Raw genomic sequence first — 23,673 nt, 5'->3', positions numbered from 1 at the left:
GTCTCTAAACGACTTTTTAAAAATATAATATTGAAAATGCTTCATCTCATCATGAAGCATTTTTTATTTACATTTACTAAATGTTTTCAGCAAAAAAACGATTAGATAAAGCTTACAATAAAGCGAAAGTCATTTCTTTTAATGACTCTAGTAAGTATATCTTATTTAGTGATTGTCATCGTGGTGATAATAGTTTTGCTGATGACTTTGCTAATAATCGTAACATTTACTTTCATGCTTTAAAGCATTACTATAATGAAGGTTTTAATTATGCTGAATTAGGTGATGGTGATGAACTATGGGAAAATCTTTCATTTGAATCTATCTTGCATGCACACAAAAATGTGTTTATGCTCATGAAGCAATTTCATGATGAAGGTAGATTGCATATGATATGGGGGAATCATGATATGGTGTATCGTAATCAGAATTACGTTAAAAAACATCTCAACACCTATTTTGATGCAAAAACTGGAGAAAACAAAGACTTGTTTTGCGACATTAAATATCATGAAGGTATCGTTTTAAAACATTCTGAAACTGGTCAAGAATTGTTTCTATGCCATGGACACCAAGCTGATTGGTGGAATTATTTGTTTTGGAAAGTCAGCCGTTTTATGGTGCGTGCGCTCTGGAAGCCATTAAATGTTATGGGTATTGCAGACCCTACAAGTCCAGCAAAAAACTACAAGGAACTTATAAAAGTTGAACGTCGCACAAAAAAATGGATTACAGAAAACAACAACTTAGTTACCATTGCTGGTCATACACATAGACCACGCTTTCCTGAACCTGGTGATATTGCTTTTTTTAATGACGGCAGCTGTGTACACCCAAGAAGCATTACTGGTCTTGAAATTGAAAATGGCGCTATCTCACTTATTAAGTGGCAAATTGCCACAGCAGATGATGGTACACTAAAAATTGTGCGAATCCTTTTAGAAGGCCCAACAAAATTGATGGATTATAAAACTGAGTGATTAACTCTCAGGAGCTAACTCTACTTCTAAACCTTCAAGTTCTGGTGAAATATGTATTTGGCATCCTAAACGGCTATTGTCTTTTACATAAAATGCTTCCGAAAGCATAGCTTCTTCATCGTCCTGCATTTCTGGTAAGTTGTGTTCGGAATTGACATAGCATTGGCAAGATGCGCACATTGCCATACCTCCGCAAACACCAATGGTACCTTCTGGAGCAAGCTCATAACTACGAACAATCTCCATCAAATTCATGGCCATATCTGTAGGTGCTTCGATATTATGTTTTACACCATCACGATCAATAATTGTAATCTTTATGTCATTACTGTCCATTAATCAATTGTTTTTACCACAGCCTTTGGTGCTTCTTTACGCGTCCCATCAAAACCATCGATACCAGCTACAGTAGTATACTTTAGCACATAACGTTTCCCTGGATTTATGATTTTGTAAGCCGCTTGACACATTAATGTAGCTTCATGGAAACCGCAAAGAATCAGTTTTAATTTTCCTGGATATATATTTCCATCACCAATGGCAAAAATACCTGGAATATTAGTTTGGTAATCTAACGCATTATTAACCTTAATAGCATTTTTTTCAATTTCTAAGCCCCAATTGGCTATTGGTCCTAGTTTTGGTGATAACCCAAAAAGCGGAATAAAATGGTCTGTTTCTATAGTAAATGGCGCTTCATCTTTTTTGGTAATTTCTAGTGCTTCAACTTTATCATCACCAATAATCGCGGTGATTTCTGCAGGTGTAATTAGACTTATTTTTCCTGAGTTTTTTAATTCTTGAACTTTTTCAACAGAATCTAAATGTCCTCTAAACTCATTGCGTCTATGCACTAAAGTGACACTTTTTGCTACATCTGCTAAAAAGATACTCCAGTCTAAAGCAGAATCGCCACCACCAGCTATGATGACATTTTTGTCACGATAGAGCTCTGGCTCTTTTATAATATATTCTACACCTTTATCTTCAAAATCTGTAATGTTACCTAATAATGGTTTACGAGGCTCAAAACTTCCCAAACCGCTTGCAATAGCAACAACAGGCGCTTGATGTTTAGTACCTTTATTGGTTGTGACAATAAATGTTCCGTCTTCTTGTTTATCTATAGTTTCTGCACGTTCACCAAGCGTAAAACCTGGCTCAAATTGTTTACACTGTTCTAATAACTTATCTGTTAAATCACCTGCCAAAATCTCTGGGTATGCAGGAATATCGTAAATAGGTTTTTTGGGATATATCTCAGAGCATTGTCCTCCTGGTTGAGGCAATGCATCAATAAGATGACATTTGAGTTTAAGTAAACCTGCCTCAAAAACGGCAAAAAGCCCAGTTGGGCCAGCACCGATAATAATTATATCTGTTGTAATCATTGAATTGTAATATTGAAAAGCAAAACTAATACTATGCTTCTTTCCAAAGTGTGATAAAAGTCATTTTAAACTATTCGACGTTAATCACTTTTTCTATCTGTGGTGCATACTTTTTAATAGTCATTTCTACTCCAGATTTTAAAGTCATTTGATTAACGCTACAAGCAATACATGCGCCTTGCAACTGCACTTTAACAAACTTATCATCCTCTATAGAAAGCAAAGAAATATCACCTCCATCGCTCTGAAGAAATGGGCGAATTTCGTCTAGTGCCTTCTCTACATTTTCTTTTAATTGTTCACCAGTCATAATTTTTATTTAATGGAATTCATGAAGTTAAGATTAACCTATGAATTCATTTTATTTCTTTTTTACAGCAGAACATCCTGCCATTGTTGTAATTTTTATTGCTTCTGTTTCGGGTAAAGCTTCATTTCTATAAACCACTTGCTCTACAACACTTTTTGTTAACGCTTCAAAAGCTTCTTCTATTGGGGTTGCTGTTTGTAAAGCAGCTGGTCTACCAACATCTCCAGCTTCTCTTATACTTTGTACTAAAGGTACTTCTCCTAAGAAAGGTACTTCTAAATCCTCTGCTAAATGTTTTGCACCTTCTTTCCCAAAGATATAATATTTATTTTCTGGCAATTCAGCTGGCGTAAAGTAAGCCATGTTTTCTATAATTCCTAAAACTGGCACATTGATACTATCTTGTTGAAACATCGCAACACCTTTTTTTGCATCAGCCAAAGCTACATTCTGTGGTGTACTAACGATAACCGCTCCAGTAATTGGTAATGCTTGCATGATACTCAAGTGAATATCTCCTGTTCCTGGAGGCAAGTCTAATAATAAGAAATCTAATTCGCCCCATGCGGCATCAAAAATCATTTGATTTAATGCTTTCGAAGCCATTGGTCCACGCCAAATTACAGCCTGGTCTGGTTTTGTGAAAAATCCTATTGATAAAACTTTTACACCATAGTTTTCGATAGGTTTCATTTTAGATTTTCCATCTACATTAACAGACAGCGGTCTTTCTGAAGCAACATCGAACATTATTGGGATTGACGGCCCATAAATATCCGCATCTAGAACACCTACTTTAAAGCCCATTTTAGCTAAAGTCACTGCTAAATTTGCTGTAACAGTAGATTTACCAACACCACCTTTTCCTGAGGCTACTGCAACTATATTAGAAATTCCTGGAATAGGTTTTCCTTTTATTTCATTAGTTTGTTTTGGAGCTGCAGCTGGTGCTTCAACTTTTATATTGACTTTTATTTTAGCCTTTTCGTAAACTTCACGATGTATAGTTTGTAAAATCTCAACTTCTGCTTTTTTACGTGCTTGAAGACTTGGGTTTTTTATTGTTAAATCTACAATTACTTCATCTGCAAACGTCACTACATTAGTAACCGCACCACTATCAACCATATTTTGCCCTTCACCAGGAACTGTTATGGTTTTAAGCGCATTTAATATATCTTGTTTATTAAGCTTCATCTGTTAATATTCAACTTTACTAGTTTGTAAGATGGAATTCGCCATTAGTACTCTAGGGCAACTAGAAACTTTCATTTTTGGCTCATTTCACTTTTTATCTAGATTAATTCTAAATGCAAAGATACTGCTAAAAGTTTATATTTTTCGTTAAGAAAATTGAAAAGAAAAATGTGTGGATAAGCTTTATAAATGGGCTTGTAATTCCTTCGAAGGGTCCCAAAAAACAGCTTCAAAATTCTGAATCTGATTCTCTACAACTTCAATGCCTTCGTTTTCTAAAAGTTGCTGCATCAAATTTGTGCCTTCAAAATGATGCTTTCCAGTCAATAAGCCTTTTCTGTTCACCACACGATGTGCTGGGACATCTTTACCAAAAGAACCATTCATAGCATAACCCACAATACGTGCACTTTTGGCCGCTCCTAAGTATTTAGCAATAGCACCATAGCTTGTTGCTCTACCATAAGGGATACGTTTTGCGACTTCATAAACACGTTCGAAAAAAGATTCAGTTTCAGGTTTCATCTTAAATTTCTCTAAGAATATTTATAAATGTAACTAATGCCACCAGACCAGTAACACTACCAATAATATAGTTCATGTTCTTTTGAGATGTAAATGCTTTGTCTTTTATCTTATCAAAAAAGAAAATATAAAAATATAGCATTACAAAAGTACCCATTGCAGCTCCAGTCACATAAGTGATAATGCTCACCCGCTCAAAATCCATAACCCCAAAAGATGCCAAAGTAATTGTCATGTATGCCTGATATGGTATGGGAAATACATTTAGCGCAGATAACAACATCCCATAAAAAAAACGACTTTTTTTACTTCGAATATCATCTTCATCAACTGGCTTAGTTTCTTCTTTTTGTTTTGATGCTAAAACCAGAAAATAGATAGTAATTAAAACAAAAATAACAAACGCTACACGTTGAAGAATCTCAACCACATCTGGTCGATTACTCAAATATCTTGAGAAAATTGCAGCAATATAAGTCTGAATAAAAACGACTAAACATACACCTGTGGAAAACATAACGCCTCGTCCAGCACCTTCTTTAAGGCTTATTTTTGCGGCCGTCATATTAAGTAAACCAGGCGGAATTACTCCAATTAAGGCCACAAAAAGACCAAGGAAAAAGACAATTGTTATACTCAAGATTTAGTTGATTTGAAATCTAATATACGTAATTGGTTTGTCTTGTTCTAAATATTGACTCTCGTAATAGGTTTGTATTTCTGTAACTTCTTCAGGACTACCTTCTTGCTTATAAACATTATGATTAGCATAAAGTACTTTATGTTCAGCTCCATGTAACAAGCCTAAGGTATAACCATGCATAAACTCGCTATCAGTTTTTAAATGCATTATTCCGTTTGGCTTAAGCACCTTTTTATAACGTTCTAAAAACTCAAGATTAGTCATTCTATGCTTGGTCCGCTTGTATTTAATTTGTGGGTCTGGGAATGTTATCCAGATTTCATCAACTTCATTTTCAGCAAAAGCAAAATCGATAAGCTCTATCTGGGTTCTTATAAACATAGCATTAGGGATATTCTCATCAAGCGCAGTTTTTGCACCTCTCCAAAAACGTGCGCCTTTAATATCTATGCCTATAAAATTTTTATTAGGATAGCGCTTGGCAAGACCAACAGTATATTCGCCTTTACCACATCCTAATTCTAAAACAATTGGATTATCGTTTTTGAAAACGCCTTCATTCCAATTGCCTTTATTTATAAAATTACCATCTGTAAGTTCTTCTCGTTTAGGTTGAAAAACGTTTTCAAATGTTTCGTTTTCCTTAAAGCGCTTTAATTTGTTTTTGCTTCCCACAATTATTTAATCTTTTGGCAAAATTAAGGAAACATTTTAGGTTTATCTTTGGTCGATAATCGACATTTTAAAAATAAATGGCAATTACTGCTCAGTCATCATCAAAATATAATAATCAGATACTGAAACAAGCTCAGAATAGAAAGCGGGTTTTAGTGGCACCATTACATTGGGGGTTAGGTCATGCTACACGTTGTATCCCCATTATTAACGCTTTAATTTCTCAAGGTTTTGAGCCTGTTATTGCTTCGGACGGTGGCGCATTAGAATTACTAAAAAAAGAGTTTCCTAAATTGTCTGCTTTTGAGCTTCCATCTTATAATATTTCGTATTCAAAAAAAAGTAATGGCTTTAAATTGAAATTTTTAAAGGCATCTCCTCACATTTTAAAGACCATTAAACGAGAAAGAAAACGTGTTGCCCAATTAGTTGAAACTGAAAGAATAGATGGTATTATTTCTGATAATCGTTTTGGTGTTAGACATAAAGCTATTCCATCTGTATATCTAACACATCAATTAAATGTTCTTAGCGGGAAAACAACTTGGCTGAGTAGTAAATGGCATCAAGATATCATTAAGAAATTTGACGAATGTTGGGTGCCTGATTTTGAACATAGTCCTAATTTAAGTGGTGAGTTAGGTCACACAAAACGCCAATTAAACAATGTAAAATACATTGGTCCTCTGAGCCGTTTCAAAAAACAGAATAATGAAGAAAGCATAGACATTCTTGTTATTTTATCTGGACCCGAACCTCAACGCACTCAGCTAGAAAAGAAATTATTATTTGAGCTTAAAAACAAAAAAAAATCTGTGGTTTTTGTAAGAGGTATGGTTGAAGGTAAACAGCAGACTACCATAATTGACAATATTGAGATGTATAATTATATGACTAGCAACGAGCTTGAGACTGCAATTAATTCTAGTAAGTTAATTATTTCACGTTCAGGATATACCACGATTATGGATTTAGCTAAGCTAGAAAAGAAAGCGATTTTCATCCCAACTCCTGGACAGTTTGAACAGTTGTATTTAGCTGAAAAGCTATCCGGAAATTCTATTATTCCTTTTGTAAAGCAAGACACTTTAAGCTTCGAAGACCTTAATTTTAATACTGCTTATTCAGGCTTTAAGCCTATGGAGTCTGAGCTTAACTATAAAAAACTATTTAGCCTTTTCTAAGGTAAACGAAAACTCGCTTCCTACACCAGGTTCGCTTTCTACATATATCTTTTCGTTGTGAGCTTCTATAATATGCTTAACGATAGATAATCCTAAACCCGAACCGCCTTCTTTTCTGGATCCACTTTTATCTACACGATAAAAACGCTCAAAAAGACGACTTAAATGTTCTTGAGCAATCCCTTCACCATTATCTGTTACACGCACAATAACCTTATTCTTAATTAAATTCTCAATGCTTACTTCTGTTGTCCCGTGCTCTGAACCATATTTTATAGAATTAACAACTAGATTACTTACAATTTGTTGAATACGTTCTTTGTCTGCATTGACATAAACAGGCTGAGGATAATCAGTATCGAAAGTAAGTGTAATCTTCTTTTTTGAAGCCTTCATTTCAAAAAGGTCAAAAATATTTTGAATCAATTCTACAACATCAAATTTCTCAATGTTCAAACTTAAGTCTCCAACTTCTAATTTGGTGATCATGTCTAAATCTTTCAAGATATAAGTCAATCTTTCTACGCCTTTACTCGCGCGACTTAAATACTTTTTTCTAATCTTTTCATCATCCATCGCACCATCTAGAAGTGTTTCGATATAACCTTGAACGGTAAACAAGGGGGTTTTTAACTCATGAGACACATTTCCTAAAAATTCTTTCCTGTATTCTTCTCTAACTTTAAGTGTTTCAATCTCTAGTTTTTTGTCCCTAGCATACTTATCAATCTCCTTAGTAAGCGTAGTCATATCTGTAGTGATGGGCTGCTGTCTCAAATCTGTAGACTCAAGAAGTGTAAGGTCATCATATATTCTTTTTATACGGCGATATATAAAACGCTCTATTCTGTATTGAATAACCACAAAGCAAACAACAAAACATGCAAATGGAAAAATTAAAAATTCCCAGTCTATCGTATAAAAAGAATTGAGAAATAAAGCCATTAAAACTGAAGCTATTATTGTAACATAGCTTGCAGTTCTAATCGTGAATTTATAAGATTTCTTAAGTGATTTTTGCATTAGTCAACAAACTTGTAACCAACGCCTTTGACAGTTTTAAAAGATTTGTCACCAATTTTTTCTCTAAGTTTTCTGATGTGTACATCTATGGTTCTTCCGCCAACAACGACCTCATTACCCCAGACTTTGTCTAAAATCTCTTCGCGCTTAAATACTTTCCCAGGCTTGGTTGCTAATAAAGATAGTAATTCAAACTCTTTTCTAGGTAAAATGATTTCTTCTCCTTTATTAGTGATTTTATATTCCTCTCTATTAATAATTAGTTCGCCAATTTTGATAATGGTATCTGATGGATTTTCTGATTCTTTAAGACGTCTTAAAAGTGCTTTTACTTTACTTACCAATACTTTAGGTTTTATCGGCTTTGTAATATAATCATCAGCACCAGCATCAAAACCTGCAACTTGAGAATAATCTTCACCTCTTGCCGTTAAAAATGTAATGACTGTATTGCTTAAGTCAGGAATTTCTCTAAGCTTCTCACAAGCTTCTATACCATCCATCTCTGGCATCATAACATCTAAAATGATAAGATGTGGCTTATGTTTTTTTGCTTTTTCAATAGCTTCAATACCGTTTTTTGCAGTAGTTACTTGATAGCCTTCTGATGATAAATTGTAGCCTACAATTTCTAAAATATCAGCTTCATCATCGACTAGTAAAATTTTAATATCTCTTTTTTTCAAAATAAAGTAGAATTATAACTTACGGTAAATATAATTATAACTCCTAAATAAAATTTACTGATTACAAATTGGTAACAATTACCTAACATTTGTCGGATAAAATTACAGTTTGTCGAATTAAGAAAAGTTAATTTTAAATAATTGTAAAATGAGAGCTTAATTGCTTGATATCATTTAATTAAAGCCAATATTCTTCTTATATTTGAGGCTCTTATAACTACAATTAATATATTATGAAAAAACTTTACTTTTTAATTTTTACAATTTTAATCTCTACTGCTTCTTTTGGGCAGGTAATATTAGCTGAAGACTTTTCTTATCCTGATGGGAGTCTTGTAGCAAATAGTGCATGGGTAAACACTAGTGGTACTGCAGGAACTTTCTTAGCTAACTCAGGACAAGCTGTAATACTACAAGACAATTCAGCACCAGAGGATGTCGCTATTGATTTTACTTCAGTTGCCGGAGATATATATGCAGGATTTGATTTTTCGGTTGATGATTTAGGTGCACCAATTAGTGGAACAGACTTCGAATATTTTGCGCACTTTGACTTTAGAGCTAGATTAGATATTCAAGCACCTAATAATACTGGTGATTTCACTGTTGGAATTGCATCTAATAGTAGTACAGGTGAAGTAAGTTGGGCAAATGATTTAGACTTTGGTGTAACTTACAGAGCTATTTTAAAATTTGATCAAACTGGCGGTACTGCGCAATTATGGATTAATCCAGTAAATGATATGAGTACATCAATTTCTAGTACTGTCTCAGCACCACTATCAGTCTCTCAATTTGAATTTAGACAATCTAATTCTTCTGGAGATGAGACTGTAAGGGTTGATAATCTTATGCTGGGTCAAACTTTTAATGATGTATTGGTCTTTATGGCGCAAACTAATCCAAGTATAACTATAACTGCTCCATCTTCAGGCACAGTTTTTAATCCTGGTACTACTAATGTAGACTTAACTTGGACTACGGCTAACTTAACTGGCAATGAATTTGTAAATGTAATTGTAAATGCAGGTGCTCCAACAAGTGTGGCGCCGACAGCTACTCCTTTTGGTATTACAACTACTGATGGTGCTAGTTATAATGTTACTGTTGAGTTAAGAGATGCAGGAAATATGTTATTAGACACTAAGATGACTGATTTTAGTGTAGGAAGTTTAACTACTGTTGCTGACTTGGCTGCAGTAAGAGCAGATTTCAATACAAACGGCCCTGGAGCTTTCTATAGTATACAAAGTGAGCCTAGTGTCACTTATACTAGATCAACAAGGAACCAAAAGTATATTCAGGATGCATCTGCAGCTATTTTAATTGACGATGATCCTGGAGTAATTACTTCAGTCTTCAATATAGGTTTTACTATGAGCGGTTTAGTAGGTCAAGTATCAGAATTCAATGGCGTAATGCAATTTAACCCTATTGAGGATCCAACTATTGCTGGAAATAATCCTATTATACCAGAAGTAGTGACATTAGCACAGATTGTTGCAAATCAAGATGATTATGAATCTGAGTTAGTTCAAATTAATGATGTAACATTCTCAGATGGTGATGGTGTGGCGACATTTGCTGCTTCTACTAGCTACAATATTTCGGACCCTTCAGCTAGACTATTAGCAGCGTCAATATATAGAACTAATTTTAGCGAAGCTGATTATATTGGAGAACTCATTCCTTCAGGAGCTATAGGTATTACAACGTTTGTTGGAGAATTCAATGGCACACCACAGATAACATCAAGAGCATTAGCAGACTTTTCTCTTAGTAATGACGAATTTAGTATAAACAAATTCTCAATCTTCCCTAACCCAACAAATACTGGTGAAGTAACTATTTCTTCTGTAAATGCATCTCCTATTGCAGTTACTGTATTTGATGTATTAGGTAAGCAAGTAAAAAACGAGACGATTTCTAATAATAGATTAGACGTTTCTAACTTAAAATCTGGAATCTATTTATTGAGATTAACTCAAGATGAAGCAACAAGCACTAAGAAGTTAGTGATTAGATAATCATAAAGAATTTTTTTAATTCTAAAAAGCGCTACCCATTGGTGGCGCTTTTTGTTTTGCTTAATTTTACATCATGATAGAAACGGATAGAATTTTTAATATATCTTCTGAAAAGGAATTTAAAGTTTTGGCATTGGAAGTCTTTAAATTTCAGTTTGAAAATAATCCCGTCTATCGTTCGTTTTGCGATTTACTTTTTAAGCATCCTTCTGATATTTCTGAAGTTGAAGAAATTCCGTTTTTACCCATTCAATTTTTTAAATCACATGAGGTTTTAAGCTCTAGAAATCTTATTGAAAAGACTTTTACAAGTTCTGGTACAACAGGAAGTATAACTAGCAAACATCATATTACTGACCTAAATATTTACGAAAATAGTTTTAGAAAAGGCTTTACTCATTTCTACGGAAATATAGAAGATTATGTTGTTTTGGCCTTATTACCGTCTTATTTAGAAAGAGATGGGTCTTCGCTAATATATATGGCTGAAGATTTAATCAAAAGCTCCAATCATACTGAAAGTGGTTTTTACTTAAATAATTTAGATGAGTTAGCTAATACTATAAAAAGTCTAGAAACAAGAGGACAGAAAACACTTTTGATAGGTGTTTCTTTTGCTTTATTGGATTTAGCAGAAAGCTACAATTTCAATTTAAAGCATACCATAATTATGGAAACTGGTGGTATGAAAGGTCGACGAAAAGAAATGATTCGCACAGAATTGCATGCTATCTTAAAGAAAGGCTTTGGCGTCAATCATATTCATAGCGAGTATGGTATGACAGAATTGTTAAGTCAAGCTTATTCTAAAGGTAATGGTATTTTTGAATGTCCGCCATGGCTAAAAATCTTCACTCGTGACACTGAAGATGCTTTATCTATACATAAAAAATCAACTTCTGGAGGTCTTAATATTATAGACTTAGCAAATATTAATTCCTGTGCTTTTATAGCTACTCAAGATCTTGGCAAAACTTATGAGAATAAAACTTTTGAAGCCATAGGGCGTTTTGACAATTCAGATATTCGCGGTTGTAATCTTATGGTTTTGTAAGCAAGCTTTTAAGTTCTCGACATAGTCTCTAAACAAAGATATTATGAGATTTACACTAATAGCATTACTAATTAGCATTACGAGTTTAAACGCGCAATCTATAGATTACAATCTTAAAAAGGGTTATGTTGCCGAAGGTTATGATGTTATAGAATACTTTAACAACAATGCTGTCGAAGGCAAAAAAAGTTTCTCAACGACGCACGATAATGTAAAGTATAAATTTTCTTCTCAGAAAAACTTAGATACTTTTTTAATGGCTCCAGAAAAATATGCACCTCAATATGGTGGCTATTGTGCTTATGCTGTTGCTGTAAAATCTAAAAAAGTAGGAATCGACCCAGAAACGTTTGAAATACGTGATGGAAAACTCTATTTATTCTACAATTCATGGGGCACAAACACTTTAGAATTATGGAAAAAAGAAAATGTGAAAGGTTTACAGAAAAAAGCCGACTTAAATTGGGAGGCTATTAAAAATTAATTTTTTAAATGAAAAAGAAAGATTAATAAATAGTTGAAAGTTGATTGATTGGTTGAAAATGCTCGGAGGCTTCTCCGGGCATTTTTTTATACAACCTTAATAATATATGTATTGCGTTTTCCTTTGTTAAGAATAACGTACTTGCCATTAATTAAATCATCAGAAGAAATGATATAATCTTCTTTTACCTTTTCTTTATTTACAGATACAGAATTTTCTTTAAGTGCACGCCTAGCTTTGCCATTAGAGTTTAAAAACCCCGTTTTAGCTGCTAATGCTGCAATCATATCTAGTCCAGTTTCAAAATCTGCTTTTGAAATCTCAGCCTGAGGCACACCTTCAAAAACATCTAAGAATGTATTTTCATCAATCGTCGAAATATCAGCTTTAAAAGTTTTGCTAAATAACACATTTGATGCTTTTTCAGCATTTTTAAAATCTTCTTCAGAATGTACCATTGACGTAATCTCCTCAGCTAATCGTTTTTGCAATCCTCTTAAATGTGGTGCTTCTTTATGAGATTCAACAATACTCTTAATTTCTTCTTGATTTAAAAATGTAAAAATCTTGATATACTTTTCTGCATCTTCATCACTTGAATTCAACCAATATTGGTAGAACTTATATGGTGATGTTCTTTTAGCATCTAGCCAAACATTTCCACCTTCAGACTTTCCAAATTTAGAGCCATCACTCTTAGTAATTAGCGGGCATGTAATTGCAAAACCTTTACCATTGCCTATTCGTCTTATGAGCTCTGTTCCTGTAGTGATATTTCCCCATTGGTCACTTCCTCCCATTTGTATGGTACAATTATTCGCTTTATATAAGTGTAAAAAATCGTACCCTTGAACCAATTGGTATGTAAACTCTGTAAAGCTCATTCCATCGTTAGTAGATTCTGCAGAAATCCTATTCTTTACAGAATCTTTAGCCATCATATAATTCACAGTAATATGCTTACCTACATCACGAATAAATTCAAGGAATGAAAACTCTTTCATCCAATCGTAATTATTTACCAATTTTGCTGCATTTGGGGCGTCACTTTCAAAATCTAAAAAATGAGCTAACTGCCCTTTTATGGCTTCTTGGTTATGACGCAATGTGGTTTCATCTAATAGGTTGCGTTCACTTGATTTACCTGATGGGTCACCAATCATTCCTGTAGCTCCACCAACCAATGCTACTGGTTGATGCCCGCAACGCTGATAATGTGCTAACAACATAATTGGCACCAAATTGCCAATATGTAAAGAATCTGCTGTTGGGTCAAAACCCACATAGGCACTTCGCATGGCTTCACTTAAGTGATCTTCAACGCCCGGCATACTATCATGTAACATGCCTCTCCATTTTAACTCTTCAACAAAATTCTTACTCATCAGATGTTTAAATTCTAAAATTCGTTAGGCAAAGATATGTTTCCACTTTAAAAGACAAAAGACAAATGTAAAAAAGCGTAAATTAGCTTCGACAAGCTCAGCTACAGCGTTTAGTCATCTATTCAAAATAAATACATGATTTTAGTTACCGGAGGCACAGGATTAGTAGGTTCTCATTTACTTTACAAACTAACTAGTGAAGGCAAAAAAGTAAGAGCCATTTATAGACGTGCCCATAAATTAGAATCTACAAAACATGTGTTTTCATATTATTCTGAAAATTGGGAAACGCTTTACAATACTATTGAATGGGTTGAGGCGGATATTACTAATATTCCAAAACTACAAGACGCTTTTAAGGACATTACATATGTATATCATTGTGCAGCTTTTATTTCTTTTGAACCTGATAAATACAGAACTCTACGAAAAATAAATATTAAAGGCACAGCTAATATTGTTAACCTATGTATTTCGTTTAATATAGAAAAGCTCTGTTACGTCAGTTCTATTGCAGCTATTGGACAAACTAATAATCCTGAAGATTTAATAAACGAAACAACGTCATGGAATCCAGAAGAAGACAATAGTGTTTATGCTATTACTAAATATGGTGCTGAGTTAGAAGTTTGGCGTGGATCACAAGAAGGGTTGGGTGTAGTAGTTGTTAACCCTGGCATAATTTTAGGTCCTGGTTTTTGGCGTGGTGGTGGCAGTGGCAGTCTATTTAAGCAGATATATAATGGATTATCTTTTTACACCGAAGGGGGCTCTGCATATGTTGATGTTTATGACGTAGTTGATATAATGATTCTTTTAATGCAAAGCGAAATTAAAAATGAAGGGTATATTTTAATTTCCGAAAACCTACTATTCAAAGATTTTAATAGAAAAACTGCTGAAGCTTTAAATATTTCTAAAAAGCAAAAGCTAATAAAACCATGGCAGTTACATATTTTATGGCGCTTGGATTGGTTAAACCATAAGCTATTTGGGAAAAGGAGAAAACTATCTAAGCAGTTAGTTAAAACCATTACATCTGTTACCAAGCATGATAACTCAAAAATAAAATTAGTTCTTGATTACGAATTCACTCCAATTGAAGAATCAATAAAAAAAGTCTCCGAACTTTTCCTGAAGGATTTAAAACACTAGTCTTTTGTTTTAATAGACCCATCTTTTAAATTAGGATTAGCTCTTTGAACTTGTCTTAACTGCCTAAGAGAATCTTTTTTCTTTTTGTTAGCAGCTTCTTCCTCTTTATTTATAGCTTCATATTTTTGCTTTTTTGAAGTGAGTTTAGCCTTTACCTCTTCTATAATTTCCTTATAGGTTTCGACATCATGAGCATAATAATCATTGCTTTGCGCAAATTGTAAACTATCAATATTATATTTTTTTAGAATATATGTTTCTGGATCAATCCCTTCTACTTCAAATTTAGTTCTACTAATTCCTTTTGCAGAACTTACAACAAACATATCGGATAAAATCTCAGTCATTTTATCTTTAGGAATCAAATTTTCAGGTTTTTTTGGTTGTAATTTTGGTTCACACCCTAAAAAAAGTCCTATAACTAATACTATGACCAAAACCTGTTTCATTATCTATCAAAAGTTAATCTTTGCCCTGCTTTAACATCTAATACTTTAAAATTGTTATATACCAATTGACCATTAACAAATGTATGTGTAATACGACTCTTAAAGGTATTACCCTCAAAAGGAGACCACCCACATTTATAAAGTATATTTTCTTTATTAACCGTCCAAGGATTATTTAAATCTGTAATAATCAAATCTGCATAATAACCTTCTCTTATATAACCTCTTTTTTCGACATCAAATAAAATTGCAGGATTATGCGCTGTTTTTTGAGCAATTGTTTCTAAGTCTATTTTTTGACTGTGATAAGCTTCAAGTAAAGCTACAAATGCATGCTGTACTAATGGCCCACCAGATGGTGCAGTTGTATAATTATTATCTTTTTCTTCTATAGTATGAGGTGCATGATCAGTTGCAATAATATCAATACGACCATCTAATAATGCTTTCCACAGTCCTTCTCTATCATCTGCTGTTTTTACAGCTGGATTCCATTTGATATGACTTCCTTTTGTTTTATAATCCTTATCAGAAAACCATAGATGATGTATACAAACCTCAGCTGTTATTTTTTTATCTTTTAAAGGAATTTTACTCGTAAACAACTCCGTCTCTTTTGCCGTTGACAAATGAAAAACATGTAAGCGCGCTCCTGTTTTTTTGGCCAACTCAATAGCTTTCGATGATGACAAATAACAGGCTTCTTCACTTCTAATAACAGGATGTAATTCCATTGGAATGTCATCTCCATATTTAGCTTTTGCTTTTGCTAAATTCTCTCTAATTGTTGATTCATCTTCACAATGTACTGAGATAACTAAGTCTGTATTAGAAAATATTTTTTCTAGCACTTCAGGATTATCTACTAGCATATTACCCGTTGAAGAACCTAAAAACAGTTTTAAGCCAGCAACAGCTTTTGGGTCTAATTTTAAAATTTCGTCTAAATTATCATTTGTGCCACCAAACATAAAAGAATAGTTAGCATAAGAAGATTTTGCAGCGATGGCAAACTTTTCTTCAAGTTTTTCTATTGTAGTTGTTTGCGGATTGGTATTTGGCATTTCTACAAAAGATGTAATACCTCCTGCAATGGCTGCTCTTGACTCGGTTTCTATATTAGCCTTATGCGTTAATCCTGGCTCTCTAAAATGTACTTGGTCATCTATCATCCCTGGAAACACATAATTACCCTCTGCATCAATCACTTTTACATCTGCAGACTTTGCGCTTATCGAAGCATTTATTTCTTTGATTAAGTTATCTTCAATTAATATATCGCCTTCAATAATCTGACCTTCATTTACAATCTTGGCATTTTTTATAAGCGTTTGGTTACTCATTTATTTAATCTTTTTTGAATAGACTTTTCCATTTAAGGCTAATGACTCCAAAGATTGCTTCAGAAATAATGCCTCCAGACATTTTTGATTTGCCTTTAATTCGGTCTGTAAAGATAATGGGAATCTCAACAATTTTACAGCCTTTTTTGTAAGCTTTAAACTTCATTTCAATTTGAAACGCATAACCTATAAACTTTATTTCATCTAAATTAATCGCCTCTAACACCTCTCTTTTATAACAAACAAAACCAGCTGTTGGGTCTTGTACACGCATGCCAGTAATAATCTTTACATAGAATGAAGCTCCGTAAGATAAAAGAATACGAGCCAATGGCCAGTTTACAACATTTACACCTTTGATATATCTAGAACCTACTACAACATCAGTACCTTTTTGTTTTGCTGCTTGGTATAATCTTACTAAATCTTTTGGATTATGAGAAAAATCGGCATCCATTTCAAAAACATAATTGTAATCTCTTTTCAGGCACCATTTAAAACCATCTATATATGCCGTACCTAAGCCATCTTTATTAGCTCTTGAGAGTAAATGAAGCTTGTCGTTAAAAACAGATTGCAATTTGCTTACAATAGAAGCAGTACCATCTGGGGAGTTATCGTCAACAACTAGTACATGAAAACTTTTTGGTAATGCAAAAACACTTTCAATTATGGCTTGGATGTTTTCTTTCTCGTTATAAGTTGGTATGATGACAATTGCATCACTCATATGCCTTTTTGTTTTAGCAAATGTAAAATTTTTAAGCAACTAAGCCGCTTTTAATTCCCTTTTTACATTTAATACATACCTCGACTTTTCTTTATAAATTAGCTTAATGCTAAGAGAGTACTTTACACAAGACATATACATAAGCCTAATATTGGTTTGCCTAATTCTAATTGTCTCAACAAGGCAGTTATTTGGTACTCGCTTTGCAGATTTTTTACAAGTTATCTGGAATGACAGATATCTTAAACTTTACTCTCGCGAGCAAAAAAAGCTAGACATCTTTAATATATTCCTGTTTATAAATTTTGTTTTTACTTTAGGGATTTTTATTCATTTTACGTATTCCACGCTAAAAGGACCCTTACCAGATGACATATTCTTATTAATCTATTTATTTGTTAGCATATTATTTATTACGGTATTTAAGATTATTATTGAGCGTATTATCGCTCATATATTCGAATTTTCGGAGTTTATAAAAGAGTATATATTTCAAAAAAATACTTATAAAAACATTTCTGGCTTGCTTTTGTTGCTTGCCAACATCTTGTTATTATTCAGTAATTTAGATAAAAAAATAGTGATATACTCAGGTTTAACACTATTCCTTTTAATTAATATCAGTGGATTTATAAGATTCTTGCAACACTATCAAAAAGCCATAATTTCTAATTTTTTCTATTTTTTATTGTATCTTTGCGCTCTCGAAATTGGACCTTATGTTATTTTGTATAAGGTATTTAAAGATTATTTCGGGTAAAAAAGCGTTTAGCATATGAAAGTAAAAACGATATTGGTTTCACAACCAGAACCTAAAATTGAGAATTCTCCTTATTTCGATTTACAAGAAAGACAAAAGGTAAAAGTAGATTTTAGACCGTTTATACATGTTGAAGGTGTTGAAGCCAAAGACATAAGACAACAAAAGATTGACCTTACCAAATTTTCTGCTATTATCTTAACTAGTAGAAATTCAGTTGACCACTTTTTTAGAGTTGCCGAAGAAATGCGCTTTAAAGTGCCAGATACAATGAAGTATTTCTGCCAATCTGAAGCTGTTGCTTATTACTTACAGAAGTATGTTGTTTACAGAAAGCGTAAAATCTATGTGGGTAAACGTACTTTTGAAGACTTAATGCCTTTAATAAAAAAGTATAAAGACGAAAGTTTCTTATTGCCAACAACTGATAAAGTAAAGCCTGTAATACCTAACACTTTAGATAAGTTAGGCGTAAACTGGACACAAGCGACTTTTTACAAAACTGTAATTAGTGATTTATCAGATTTAGAGAATGTAACTTATGACATCTTAGTATTCTTTAGTCCATCAGGGATTGAATCTTTATTCCATAATTTTCCTGATTTTAAGCAAAACGAAACGCGTCTTGCGGTGTTTGGAAACACAACTATTAAAGCTGTTGAAGCTAAAGGTTTACGTGTAGATATCGCTGCACCAACTCCTGAAACACCTTCAATGACTATGGCTTTAAAGAAATATATTGATGCCGTGAACAAAGGGAAATAATTTCCTTATTTATATAAAACAAAAAAGCGATTCAAATATTTGAATCGCTTTTTTGTTGTTTCCTATTTTGCTTAAAAAGCATAACGTTGAGGACCACCTCGTCTAATTTCTTCTGATGCATAGCTTTCAAATTGCTTAAAGTTATTTCTAAACTCATTAGAAAGTTTAAATGCCATTTTATAATAGGCTTCATCATCATTCCAAGTTGTTCTTGGACTTAAAACCTCTGTTGGCACTCCAGGGCAACTTCTTGGTTGCGCCACTCCAAAAACAGAATGTATATGGTAGTCTTCATAATTATACAACCCCAAATGACCATCCAATACGGCATTAATCATAGCGCGCGTATACTTTAATTTAATACGTGTACCAACGCCATAAGGCCCACCAGTCCAACCTGTATTAACCAACCACACATTTACACCAGCGTCTTTCATCTTTTTACTAAGCATCTCTGCATATTTAGTTGGATGCAATGGCATAAATGGCGCTCCAAAACAAGCAGAGAAAGAAGGTTGAGGCTCTACAACTCCAGCTTCGGTCCCAGCAACTTTTGCAGTATAACCTGATATAAAATGATAAGCCGCCTGACTTGGTGTTAATTTAGATATTGGAGGTAGTACTCCAAAAGCATCAGCAGTCAAGAAAAAGATATTCTTTGGGTTTTTACCAGATGAAGGTTGCCTTATGTTCTCAATGTGATATATTGGATAACTTACTCTTGTATTCTGAGTGATGGATGTATCAGCAAAATCTACATGACCATTATTATCAATGATTACATTTTCAAGAATAGCACCTTTCTTTATTGCACCATAAATTTCTGGCTCTTGTTCTTGAGACAAATTAATAACTTTTGCATAACAACCACCTTCAAAATTAAAGACTGTATTCTCTTTAGTCCATCCATGCTCATCATCTCCAATTAAACTTCTATTAGCATCCGTAGATAATGTTGTTTTTCCTGTTCCAGATAAACCAAAGAAAATCGCAGTATCGCCATCTTTACCAACATTTGCACTACAGTGCATTGGTAATGTATCTTTAAATACTGGTAAGATAAAATTCAGCGCAGAGAAAATACCCTTTTTAATTTCGCCAGTATAACCTGTCCCACCTATTAGAGCAATTTTTCTTGTGAAATCTAGAATCGCAAAATTGTGTTGCCGTGTACCATCAATCTCAGCATCTGCCATAAAACCTGGAGCGTTTACAACAGTCCATTCTGGTGTAAAATCCATTAACTCGTCTTCCGTTGGGCGTAAAAACATGTTATAAGCAAACATATTACTCCAAGGGTACTCATTAATAACTCTTATGTTTAGTTTGTAATCTTCGTCAGCACATGCATAACTATCTCTGACATAAACTTCTTTTTCAGATAAATAATCCACGACTTTATCGTAAAGTTTCTGAAATTTATCACTATCGAAAGGAATATTGATATCACCCCACCAAACACGGTCTTTTGTAATATCATCTTTTACAATAAAACGATCTTGCGGAGAGCGTCCTGTAAACTCTCCTGTGTTGACAGCTAAAGTATTATTTGATGTTTCTACGCCTTGACCATTTTCAACAGCCCTTGACTGTAGCTGGTCTGGAGACAATTGATAATTAACTTTAGCGTTTTTAATCCCATACTTTTCTAACGAAATCGTTTTCGTAGATTGGTCTGAATTTACCATATTTATTATGTTGTGTTATCCCGCAAAAATAAAACTTTATTTTAGAATATAAGGTGGTTAAACTGTTAATCAACTCTAGTTTTTAAGATATTAATTAACAATAGTAACCAAGCCAAAATAAGTAGTAGACCACCTATTGGCGTAATAAAAGCTATTGTCTTAAAATCAAATCCTGATAGGCTATTAGTAGCTAAAACATATATAGAAAATGAAAAGAAGACAACACCAATACTAACCAAAATTAGTATATAGGATTTAGCTTTTTCTTTAATAAAAGATGTACTTCCAAGTATCAACAGAAAAAAAGCGTGATACATTTGATAGCGCACACCTGTCTCAAAAGATTGTATCGCTTTTTCATCAATTAAATTTTCTAGACCATGAGCTGCAAATGCACCAAGAATAATAGCTAAAATTCCAAATACAGAACCCGTAATCAATAATTTTTTGTTCATAATTAAATTGAATTAATACTGTTAATCCTTTTATCTATTTTATTACATTCGTGGTGAACAAAATTAGTCATATAAAGCCATTATGCGAAAGATTTTAATCATCGGAGCAGGAAAGTCTTCATCATACCTCATCAAATACTTATTAGACAAGTCTAATGCAGAAAATCTTCATGTTACAATTGGAGACCTTAATGTTGAAAACGCAAAAAAACTAGCAGGTAATCACGATAATGTAGCTGTTATTCACTTAGATGTTTTTAATACTGAATCGCGAACTGAAGCCATAAAAAATGCTGATATCGTAGTATCTATGCTACCCGCGCGTTTTCATATTGAAGCTGCAAAAGATTGTATTGCCTATAAAAAACATATGGTAACGGCATCTTATGTAAGTAAAGAGATGCAAGACTTAAATGAAGACGCTAAAGCTAATAATTTGGTCTTTATGAATGAAATTGGTGTTGACCCAGGTATTGATCACATGAGTGCGATGCATGTTATTGACCGTATAAGGGATAATGGAGGTAAGATGATTTTGTTTGAATCCTTTACAGGCGGACTTGTTGCTCCAGAAAGTGATAATAATCTTTGGAACTACAAATTTACCTGGAATCCAAGAAATGTTGTTACTGCTGGACAAGGTGGTGCTGCGAAATTTTTACAAGAAAACCAGTTTAAATACATTCCTTATAATCGCTTGTTTAGACGTACAGAATTTTTAGAGATTGATAATTACGGGCGTTTTGAAGCTTATGCTAACCGAGATTCTTTAAAGTATCAGCACGTATATGGATTAGACTATGTAAAAACTCTATATCGTGGTACAATGCGCCGCGTAGGCTTTAGTCGTGCATGGAATGTTTTTGTTCAATTAGGAATGACAGATGACAGTTACACTATTGATGATAGCGAAAATATGAGTTATCGCGATTTTATAAATGCATTTTTGCCATATAGTCCTACCGATTCTGTTGAATTAAAATTTAGACATGCCCTTAAGATTGATCAAGATGATATTGTTTGGGATAAGTTTTTAGAGTTAGATATTTTTAGTAATAAAAAAATGGTAACTCTAAAGAAAGCTACACCAGCGCAAATACTTCAGAAAATATTGATGGATAGTTGGGCTTTAGATGAAGACGATAAAGATATGATTGTGATGTATCATAAATTTGGTTATGAGCTTAATGGTGAGCAACATCAAATTGATGCAACTATGGTAACTATAGGCGAAGACCAAACTTATACAGCTATGGCAAAAACTGTTGGGCTTCCAGTAGCCATAGCAACATTAGCCATACTTAATGGAAAGATTAAAACACCTGGGGTACAAATACCAATAACCAAAGAAGTTTACAATCCAATTCTTGAAGAGCTTAAAGATTATGGTATTGCATTTTCTGAAAAAGATGTAGAATATTTAGGCTATAATCCATTAAACATCTGAACTGAGGTTACATATTCTGATACTTTTAGTACTTTTAGCTTTCAATCTTAAAGCAAATACAAGATGAAGATTAACGATAAAGGCATTTTTATAGATGGTATTGACAAAAAGATACTTCGTGCCTTAATGGAAGATGCAAGAACTCCTATTCTAGAAATTGCTAGAAATGTTGGTATTTCTGGAGCAGCAATTCACCAGCGTCTCAGAAAGCTAGAAAAGTCTGGTCTTTTAGCGGGTTCAAAGTTTATTGTTAATCCAAAAGTGTTAGGTTATACGACCATGGCATTTGTTGGTGTTTACTTAGACAAAGCTGTGAGTAATCCTGAAGCTGTGAAGCAGCTAAAACGTATTCCAGAGGTTATAGAATGTCATTACACTACAGGACATTGGAGTATATTCATTAAAATTCTTGCTAAAGACAATGAACACTTAATGTATGTTTTAAATACCCAAATACAAAGTATCACTGGAGTTTCAAGAACGGAAACTTTTATTTCACTTCAACAGCAAATAGATCGGCAGATTAAAATATAATGTACAAAAAAAGCTCTGATTCCTCAGAGCTTTTTCTTTATATCTATTTATAACGCTTAGTCTCGTGACATAAAAATCTGCAGTATATACCAAAATAGCAACATTACTGCAGCAAAAATACCTAAAGCCGCACCAACATATTGGTCTTTGGTATATTCATACTTCACTTTTGAAGTTTGATATAATATAGCTGCACCAGCAAAAACTACCATTGCCATTGAGAACCATAATCCTAAATTAAACCCAAAAAGGCTACCTGCGACAATTAATCCGATAGCAATAAAACTAGCAATCACTAATCCTGTTTTTAAAAACGAGAAGTCTTTGTTAGTCATAAACACAACAGCTGTTAAACCTCCAAAAAGGCAAAGCGTTATAATAACTGCTTGAGTCAACATTTCTGGACCCGTTGAAGAATATGCTGCATAATAAATCAAAGGCAAAAAGATAATAGCTTCTAATAACACATATAAACCTAAACCCATGTATTGTGTTTGTTTGGACTCATGATGTGCTAGTTTATCTGCCATAGAACTTCCTACCCAGAAAAGACCTAAAACTATTAACCAAGAAAAGCTATTAGCAAACATGAGGTTAATCAAAGAAACTACCGTCTCTTCAAAAAAGCCAATAAATATGTATTCGAGAAACGTAAATGCGAGAACAGCCCAAGCCACATGCATGTATGTTTTACGATAAAAAGTTGCTTTTTCAGTGTCTTCTAAATGGCCAACTAAAATTGGTCCTTGAATTTGATCGTCCATAATAATTGATTAATTTTTC

26 protein-coding genes are annotated in these 23,673 nt (G+C 33.5%); 10 read left to right on the top strand and 16 right to left on the bottom strand.

What is annotated here, in order from left to right; all coding sequences use genetic code 11:
* The first annotated feature begins 80 nt into the window (after nt 1–80).
* Nucleotides 81–980, top strand: coding sequence for a metallophosphoesterase family protein (locus Q0770_RS09520; RefSeq protein WP_299116337.1), 900 nt, complete (start codon nt 81–83; stop codon nt 978–980).
* Here Q0770_RS09520 and Q0770_RS09515 read toward each other — a convergent pair whose 3' ends face one another.
* The 7 genes from Q0770_RS09515 to trmB all read right to left on the bottom strand — a co-directional run bounded on the left by Q0770_RS09515 (nt 981) and on the right by trmB (nt 5,721).
* Complete coding sequence (locus Q0770_RS09515) at nt 981–1,316, bottom strand: 2Fe-2S iron-sulfur cluster-binding protein (RefSeq protein ID WP_299116335.1); 336 nt, start codon at nt 1,314–1,316, stop codon at nt 981–983.
* Nucleotides 1,316–2,371, bottom strand: coding sequence for an NAD(P)/FAD-dependent oxidoreductase (locus Q0770_RS09510; protein ID WP_299116333.1), 1,056 nt, complete (start codon nt 2,369–2,371; stop codon nt 1,316–1,318). The genes Q0770_RS09515 and Q0770_RS09510 overlap by 1 nt, the downstream gene beginning before the upstream one ends.
* A gap of 70 nt (nt 2,372–2,441) precedes the next feature.
* Nucleotides 2,442–2,681, bottom strand: coding sequence for a NifU family protein (locus tag Q0770_RS09505; RefSeq protein WP_188372827.1), 240 nt, complete (start codon nt 2,679–2,681; stop codon nt 2,442–2,444).
* A gap of 51 nt (nt 2,682–2,732) precedes the next feature.
* Nucleotides 2,733–3,878 (bottom strand): Mrp/NBP35 family ATP-binding protein, encoded by a 1,146-nt coding sequence (locus tag Q0770_RS09500; RefSeq protein WP_299116331.1) that lies wholly within the window; start codon nt 3,876–3,878, stop codon nt 2,733–2,735.
* 183 nt (nt 3,879–4,061) lie between these two features.
* Entirely contained in the window at nt 4,062–4,403 is a 342-nt protein-coding gene (locus tag Q0770_RS09495) for an MGMT family protein (protein ID WP_299116329.1), read from the bottom strand.
* Nucleotide 4,404: 1 nt separating this feature from the next.
* Entirely contained in the window at nt 4,405–5,043 is a 639-nt protein-coding gene (locus tag Q0770_RS09490) for a LysE family transporter (RefSeq protein WP_299116327.1), read from the bottom strand.
* A gap of 3 nt (nt 5,044–5,046) precedes the next feature.
* Nucleotides 5,047–5,721: a tRNA (guanosine(46)-N7)-methyltransferase TrmB gene (trmB, locus tag Q0770_RS09485; RefSeq protein WP_299116323.1), complete on the bottom strand. Its 675-nt coding sequence runs from the start codon at nt 5,719–5,721 to the stop codon at nt 5,047–5,049.
* 77 nt (nt 5,722–5,798) lie between these two features.
* On the opposite strand from trmB, the gene Q0770_RS09480 reads away from it, so the two are divergent.
* Nucleotides 5,799–6,905 carry a glycosyltransferase gene (locus tag Q0770_RS09480; RefSeq protein ID WP_299116321.1) on the top strand — a complete coding sequence of 369 codons (1,107 nt, stop codon included), beginning with the start codon at nt 5,799–5,801 and terminating at the stop codon, nt 6,903–6,905.
* Here the strand turns inward: Q0770_RS09480 and Q0770_RS09475 are convergent.
* Entirely contained in the window at nt 6,888–7,928 is a 1,041-nt protein-coding gene (locus Q0770_RS09475; protein ID WP_299116319.1) for a cell wall metabolism sensor histidine kinase WalK, read from the bottom strand. The genes Q0770_RS09480 and Q0770_RS09475 overlap by 18 nt on opposite strands.
* The gene (locus Q0770_RS09470; RefSeq protein WP_299116317.1) at nt 7,928–8,614 is read right to left on the bottom strand and encodes a response regulator transcription factor; all 687 of its coding nucleotides are present in this window, start codon (nt 8,612–8,614) and stop codon (nt 7,928–7,930) included. The genes Q0770_RS09475 and Q0770_RS09470 overlap by 1 nt, the downstream gene beginning before the upstream one ends.
* A gap of 233 nt (nt 8,615–8,847) precedes the next feature.
* On the opposite strand from Q0770_RS09470, the gene Q0770_RS09465 reads away from it, so the two are divergent.
* From Q0770_RS09465 to Q0770_RS09455, 3 genes are all read left to right on the top strand, one after another.
* Nucleotides 8,848–10,641, top strand: a complete 1,794-nt coding sequence (locus Q0770_RS09465; protein ID WP_299116315.1) for a T9SS type A sorting domain-containing protein — start codon at nt 8,848–8,850, stop codon at nt 10,639–10,641.
* Between the two features lie 73 nt (nt 10,642–10,714).
* Nucleotides 10,715–11,695, top strand: coding sequence for an acyl transferase (locus tag Q0770_RS09460; protein WP_299116313.1), 981 nt, complete (start codon nt 10,715–10,717; stop codon nt 11,693–11,695).
* Between the two features lie 43 nt (nt 11,696–11,738).
* Entirely contained in the window at nt 11,739–12,179 is a 441-nt protein-coding gene (locus tag Q0770_RS09455) for a YHS domain-containing (seleno)protein (protein ID WP_299116312.1), read from the top strand.
* Between the two features lie 86 nt (nt 12,180–12,265).
* On the opposite strand, the gene tyrS is transcribed toward Q0770_RS09455, so the two are convergent.
* Nucleotides 12,266–13,564: a tyrosine--tRNA ligase gene (gene tyrS / locus Q0770_RS09450; RefSeq protein ID WP_299116310.1), complete on the bottom strand. Its 1,299-nt coding sequence runs from the start codon at nt 13,562–13,564 to the stop codon at nt 12,266–12,268.
* A 135-nt stretch (nt 13,565–13,699) separates the two neighbouring features.
* On the opposite strand from tyrS, the gene Q0770_RS09445 reads away from it, so the two are divergent.
* Nucleotides 13,700–14,719 (top strand): NAD-dependent epimerase/dehydratase family protein, encoded by a 1,020-nt coding sequence (locus Q0770_RS09445; RefSeq protein WP_299116308.1) that lies wholly within the window; start codon nt 13,700–13,702, stop codon nt 14,717–14,719.
* Here Q0770_RS09445 and Q0770_RS09440 read toward each other — a convergent pair.
* Genes Q0770_RS09440 through Q0770_RS09430 form a run of 3 tightly spaced genes read right to left on the bottom strand, consistent with a single transcriptional unit; the run spans nt 14,716 to nt 17,241 of the window.
* On the bottom strand, nt 14,716–15,168 hold the full coding sequence (locus Q0770_RS09440; RefSeq protein ID WP_299116306.1) for a DUF4296 domain-containing protein: 453 nt from the start codon (nt 15,166–15,168) through the stop codon (nt 14,716–14,718). The two genes, Q0770_RS09445 and Q0770_RS09440, sit on opposite strands and share 4 nt — an antisense overlap.
* On the bottom strand, nt 15,168–16,511 hold the full coding sequence (locus Q0770_RS09435; protein WP_299116304.1) for a dihydroorotase: 1,344 nt from the start codon (nt 16,509–16,511) through the stop codon (nt 15,168–15,170). The genes Q0770_RS09440 and Q0770_RS09435 overlap by 1 nt, the downstream gene beginning before the upstream one ends.
* 4 nt (nt 16,512–16,515) lie before the next feature.
* Entirely contained in the window at nt 16,516–17,241 is a 726-nt protein-coding gene (locus Q0770_RS09430) for a polyprenol monophosphomannose synthase (RefSeq protein WP_299116303.1), read from the bottom strand.
* 106 nt (nt 17,242–17,347) lie between these two features.
* Here Q0770_RS09430 and Q0770_RS14720 point away from each other — a divergent pair, with 106 nt between their 5' ends.
* Nucleotides 17,348–18,001: a DUF4271 domain-containing protein gene (locus Q0770_RS14720; RefSeq protein ID WP_368667007.1), complete on the top strand. Its 654-nt coding sequence runs from the start codon at nt 17,348–17,350 to the stop codon at nt 17,999–18,001.
* 15 nt (nt 18,002–18,016) lie between these two features.
* Nucleotides 18,017–18,766 (top strand): uroporphyrinogen-III synthase, encoded by a 750-nt coding sequence (locus Q0770_RS09425; RefSeq protein WP_188372844.1) that lies wholly within the window; start codon nt 18,017–18,019, stop codon nt 18,764–18,766.
* A gap of 71 nt (nt 18,767–18,837) precedes the next feature.
* On the opposite strand, the gene pckA is transcribed toward Q0770_RS09425, so the two are convergent.
* Nucleotides 18,838–20,454: a phosphoenolpyruvate carboxykinase (ATP) gene (gene pckA, locus Q0770_RS09420; RefSeq protein WP_299116300.1), complete on the bottom strand. Its 1,617-nt coding sequence runs from the start codon at nt 20,452–20,454 to the stop codon at nt 18,838–18,840.
* 65 nt (nt 20,455–20,519) lie between these two features.
* Nucleotides 20,520–20,909: a DUF423 domain-containing protein gene (locus tag Q0770_RS09415; RefSeq protein ID WP_299116298.1), complete on the bottom strand. Its 390-nt coding sequence runs from the start codon at nt 20,907–20,909 to the stop codon at nt 20,520–20,522.
* 82 nt (nt 20,910–20,991) lie between these two features.
* On the opposite strand from Q0770_RS09415, the gene Q0770_RS09410 reads away from it, so the two are divergent.
* Nucleotides 20,992–22,356: a saccharopine dehydrogenase family protein gene (locus tag Q0770_RS09410; protein ID WP_299116296.1), complete on the top strand. Its 1,365-nt coding sequence runs from the start codon at nt 20,992–20,994 to the stop codon at nt 22,354–22,356.
* A 63-nt stretch (nt 22,357–22,419) separates the two neighbouring features.
* The gene (locus Q0770_RS09405) at nt 22,420–22,890 is read left to right on the top strand and encodes an Lrp/AsnC ligand binding domain-containing protein (RefSeq protein ID WP_299116294.1); all 471 of its coding nucleotides are present in this window, start codon (nt 22,420–22,422) and stop codon (nt 22,888–22,890) included.
* A 56-nt stretch (nt 22,891–22,946) separates the two neighbouring features.
* Here the strand turns inward: Q0770_RS09405 and Q0770_RS09400 are convergent, their stop codons facing one another.
* Nucleotides 22,947–23,654, bottom strand: a complete 708-nt coding sequence (locus Q0770_RS09400; protein ID WP_299116292.1) for a Bax inhibitor-1 family protein — start codon at nt 23,652–23,654, stop codon at nt 22,947–22,949.
* Nucleotides 23,655–23,673: the final 19 nt, after the last annotated feature.

This window comes from uncultured Winogradskyella sp. (assembly GCF_947501905.1).
In the GTDB taxonomy this organism is placed as follows: domain Bacteria; phylum Bacteroidota; class Bacteroidia; order Flavobacteriales; family Flavobacteriaceae; genus Winogradskyella.
This window is presented reverse-complemented; position numbering and strand designations above follow the sequence as displayed.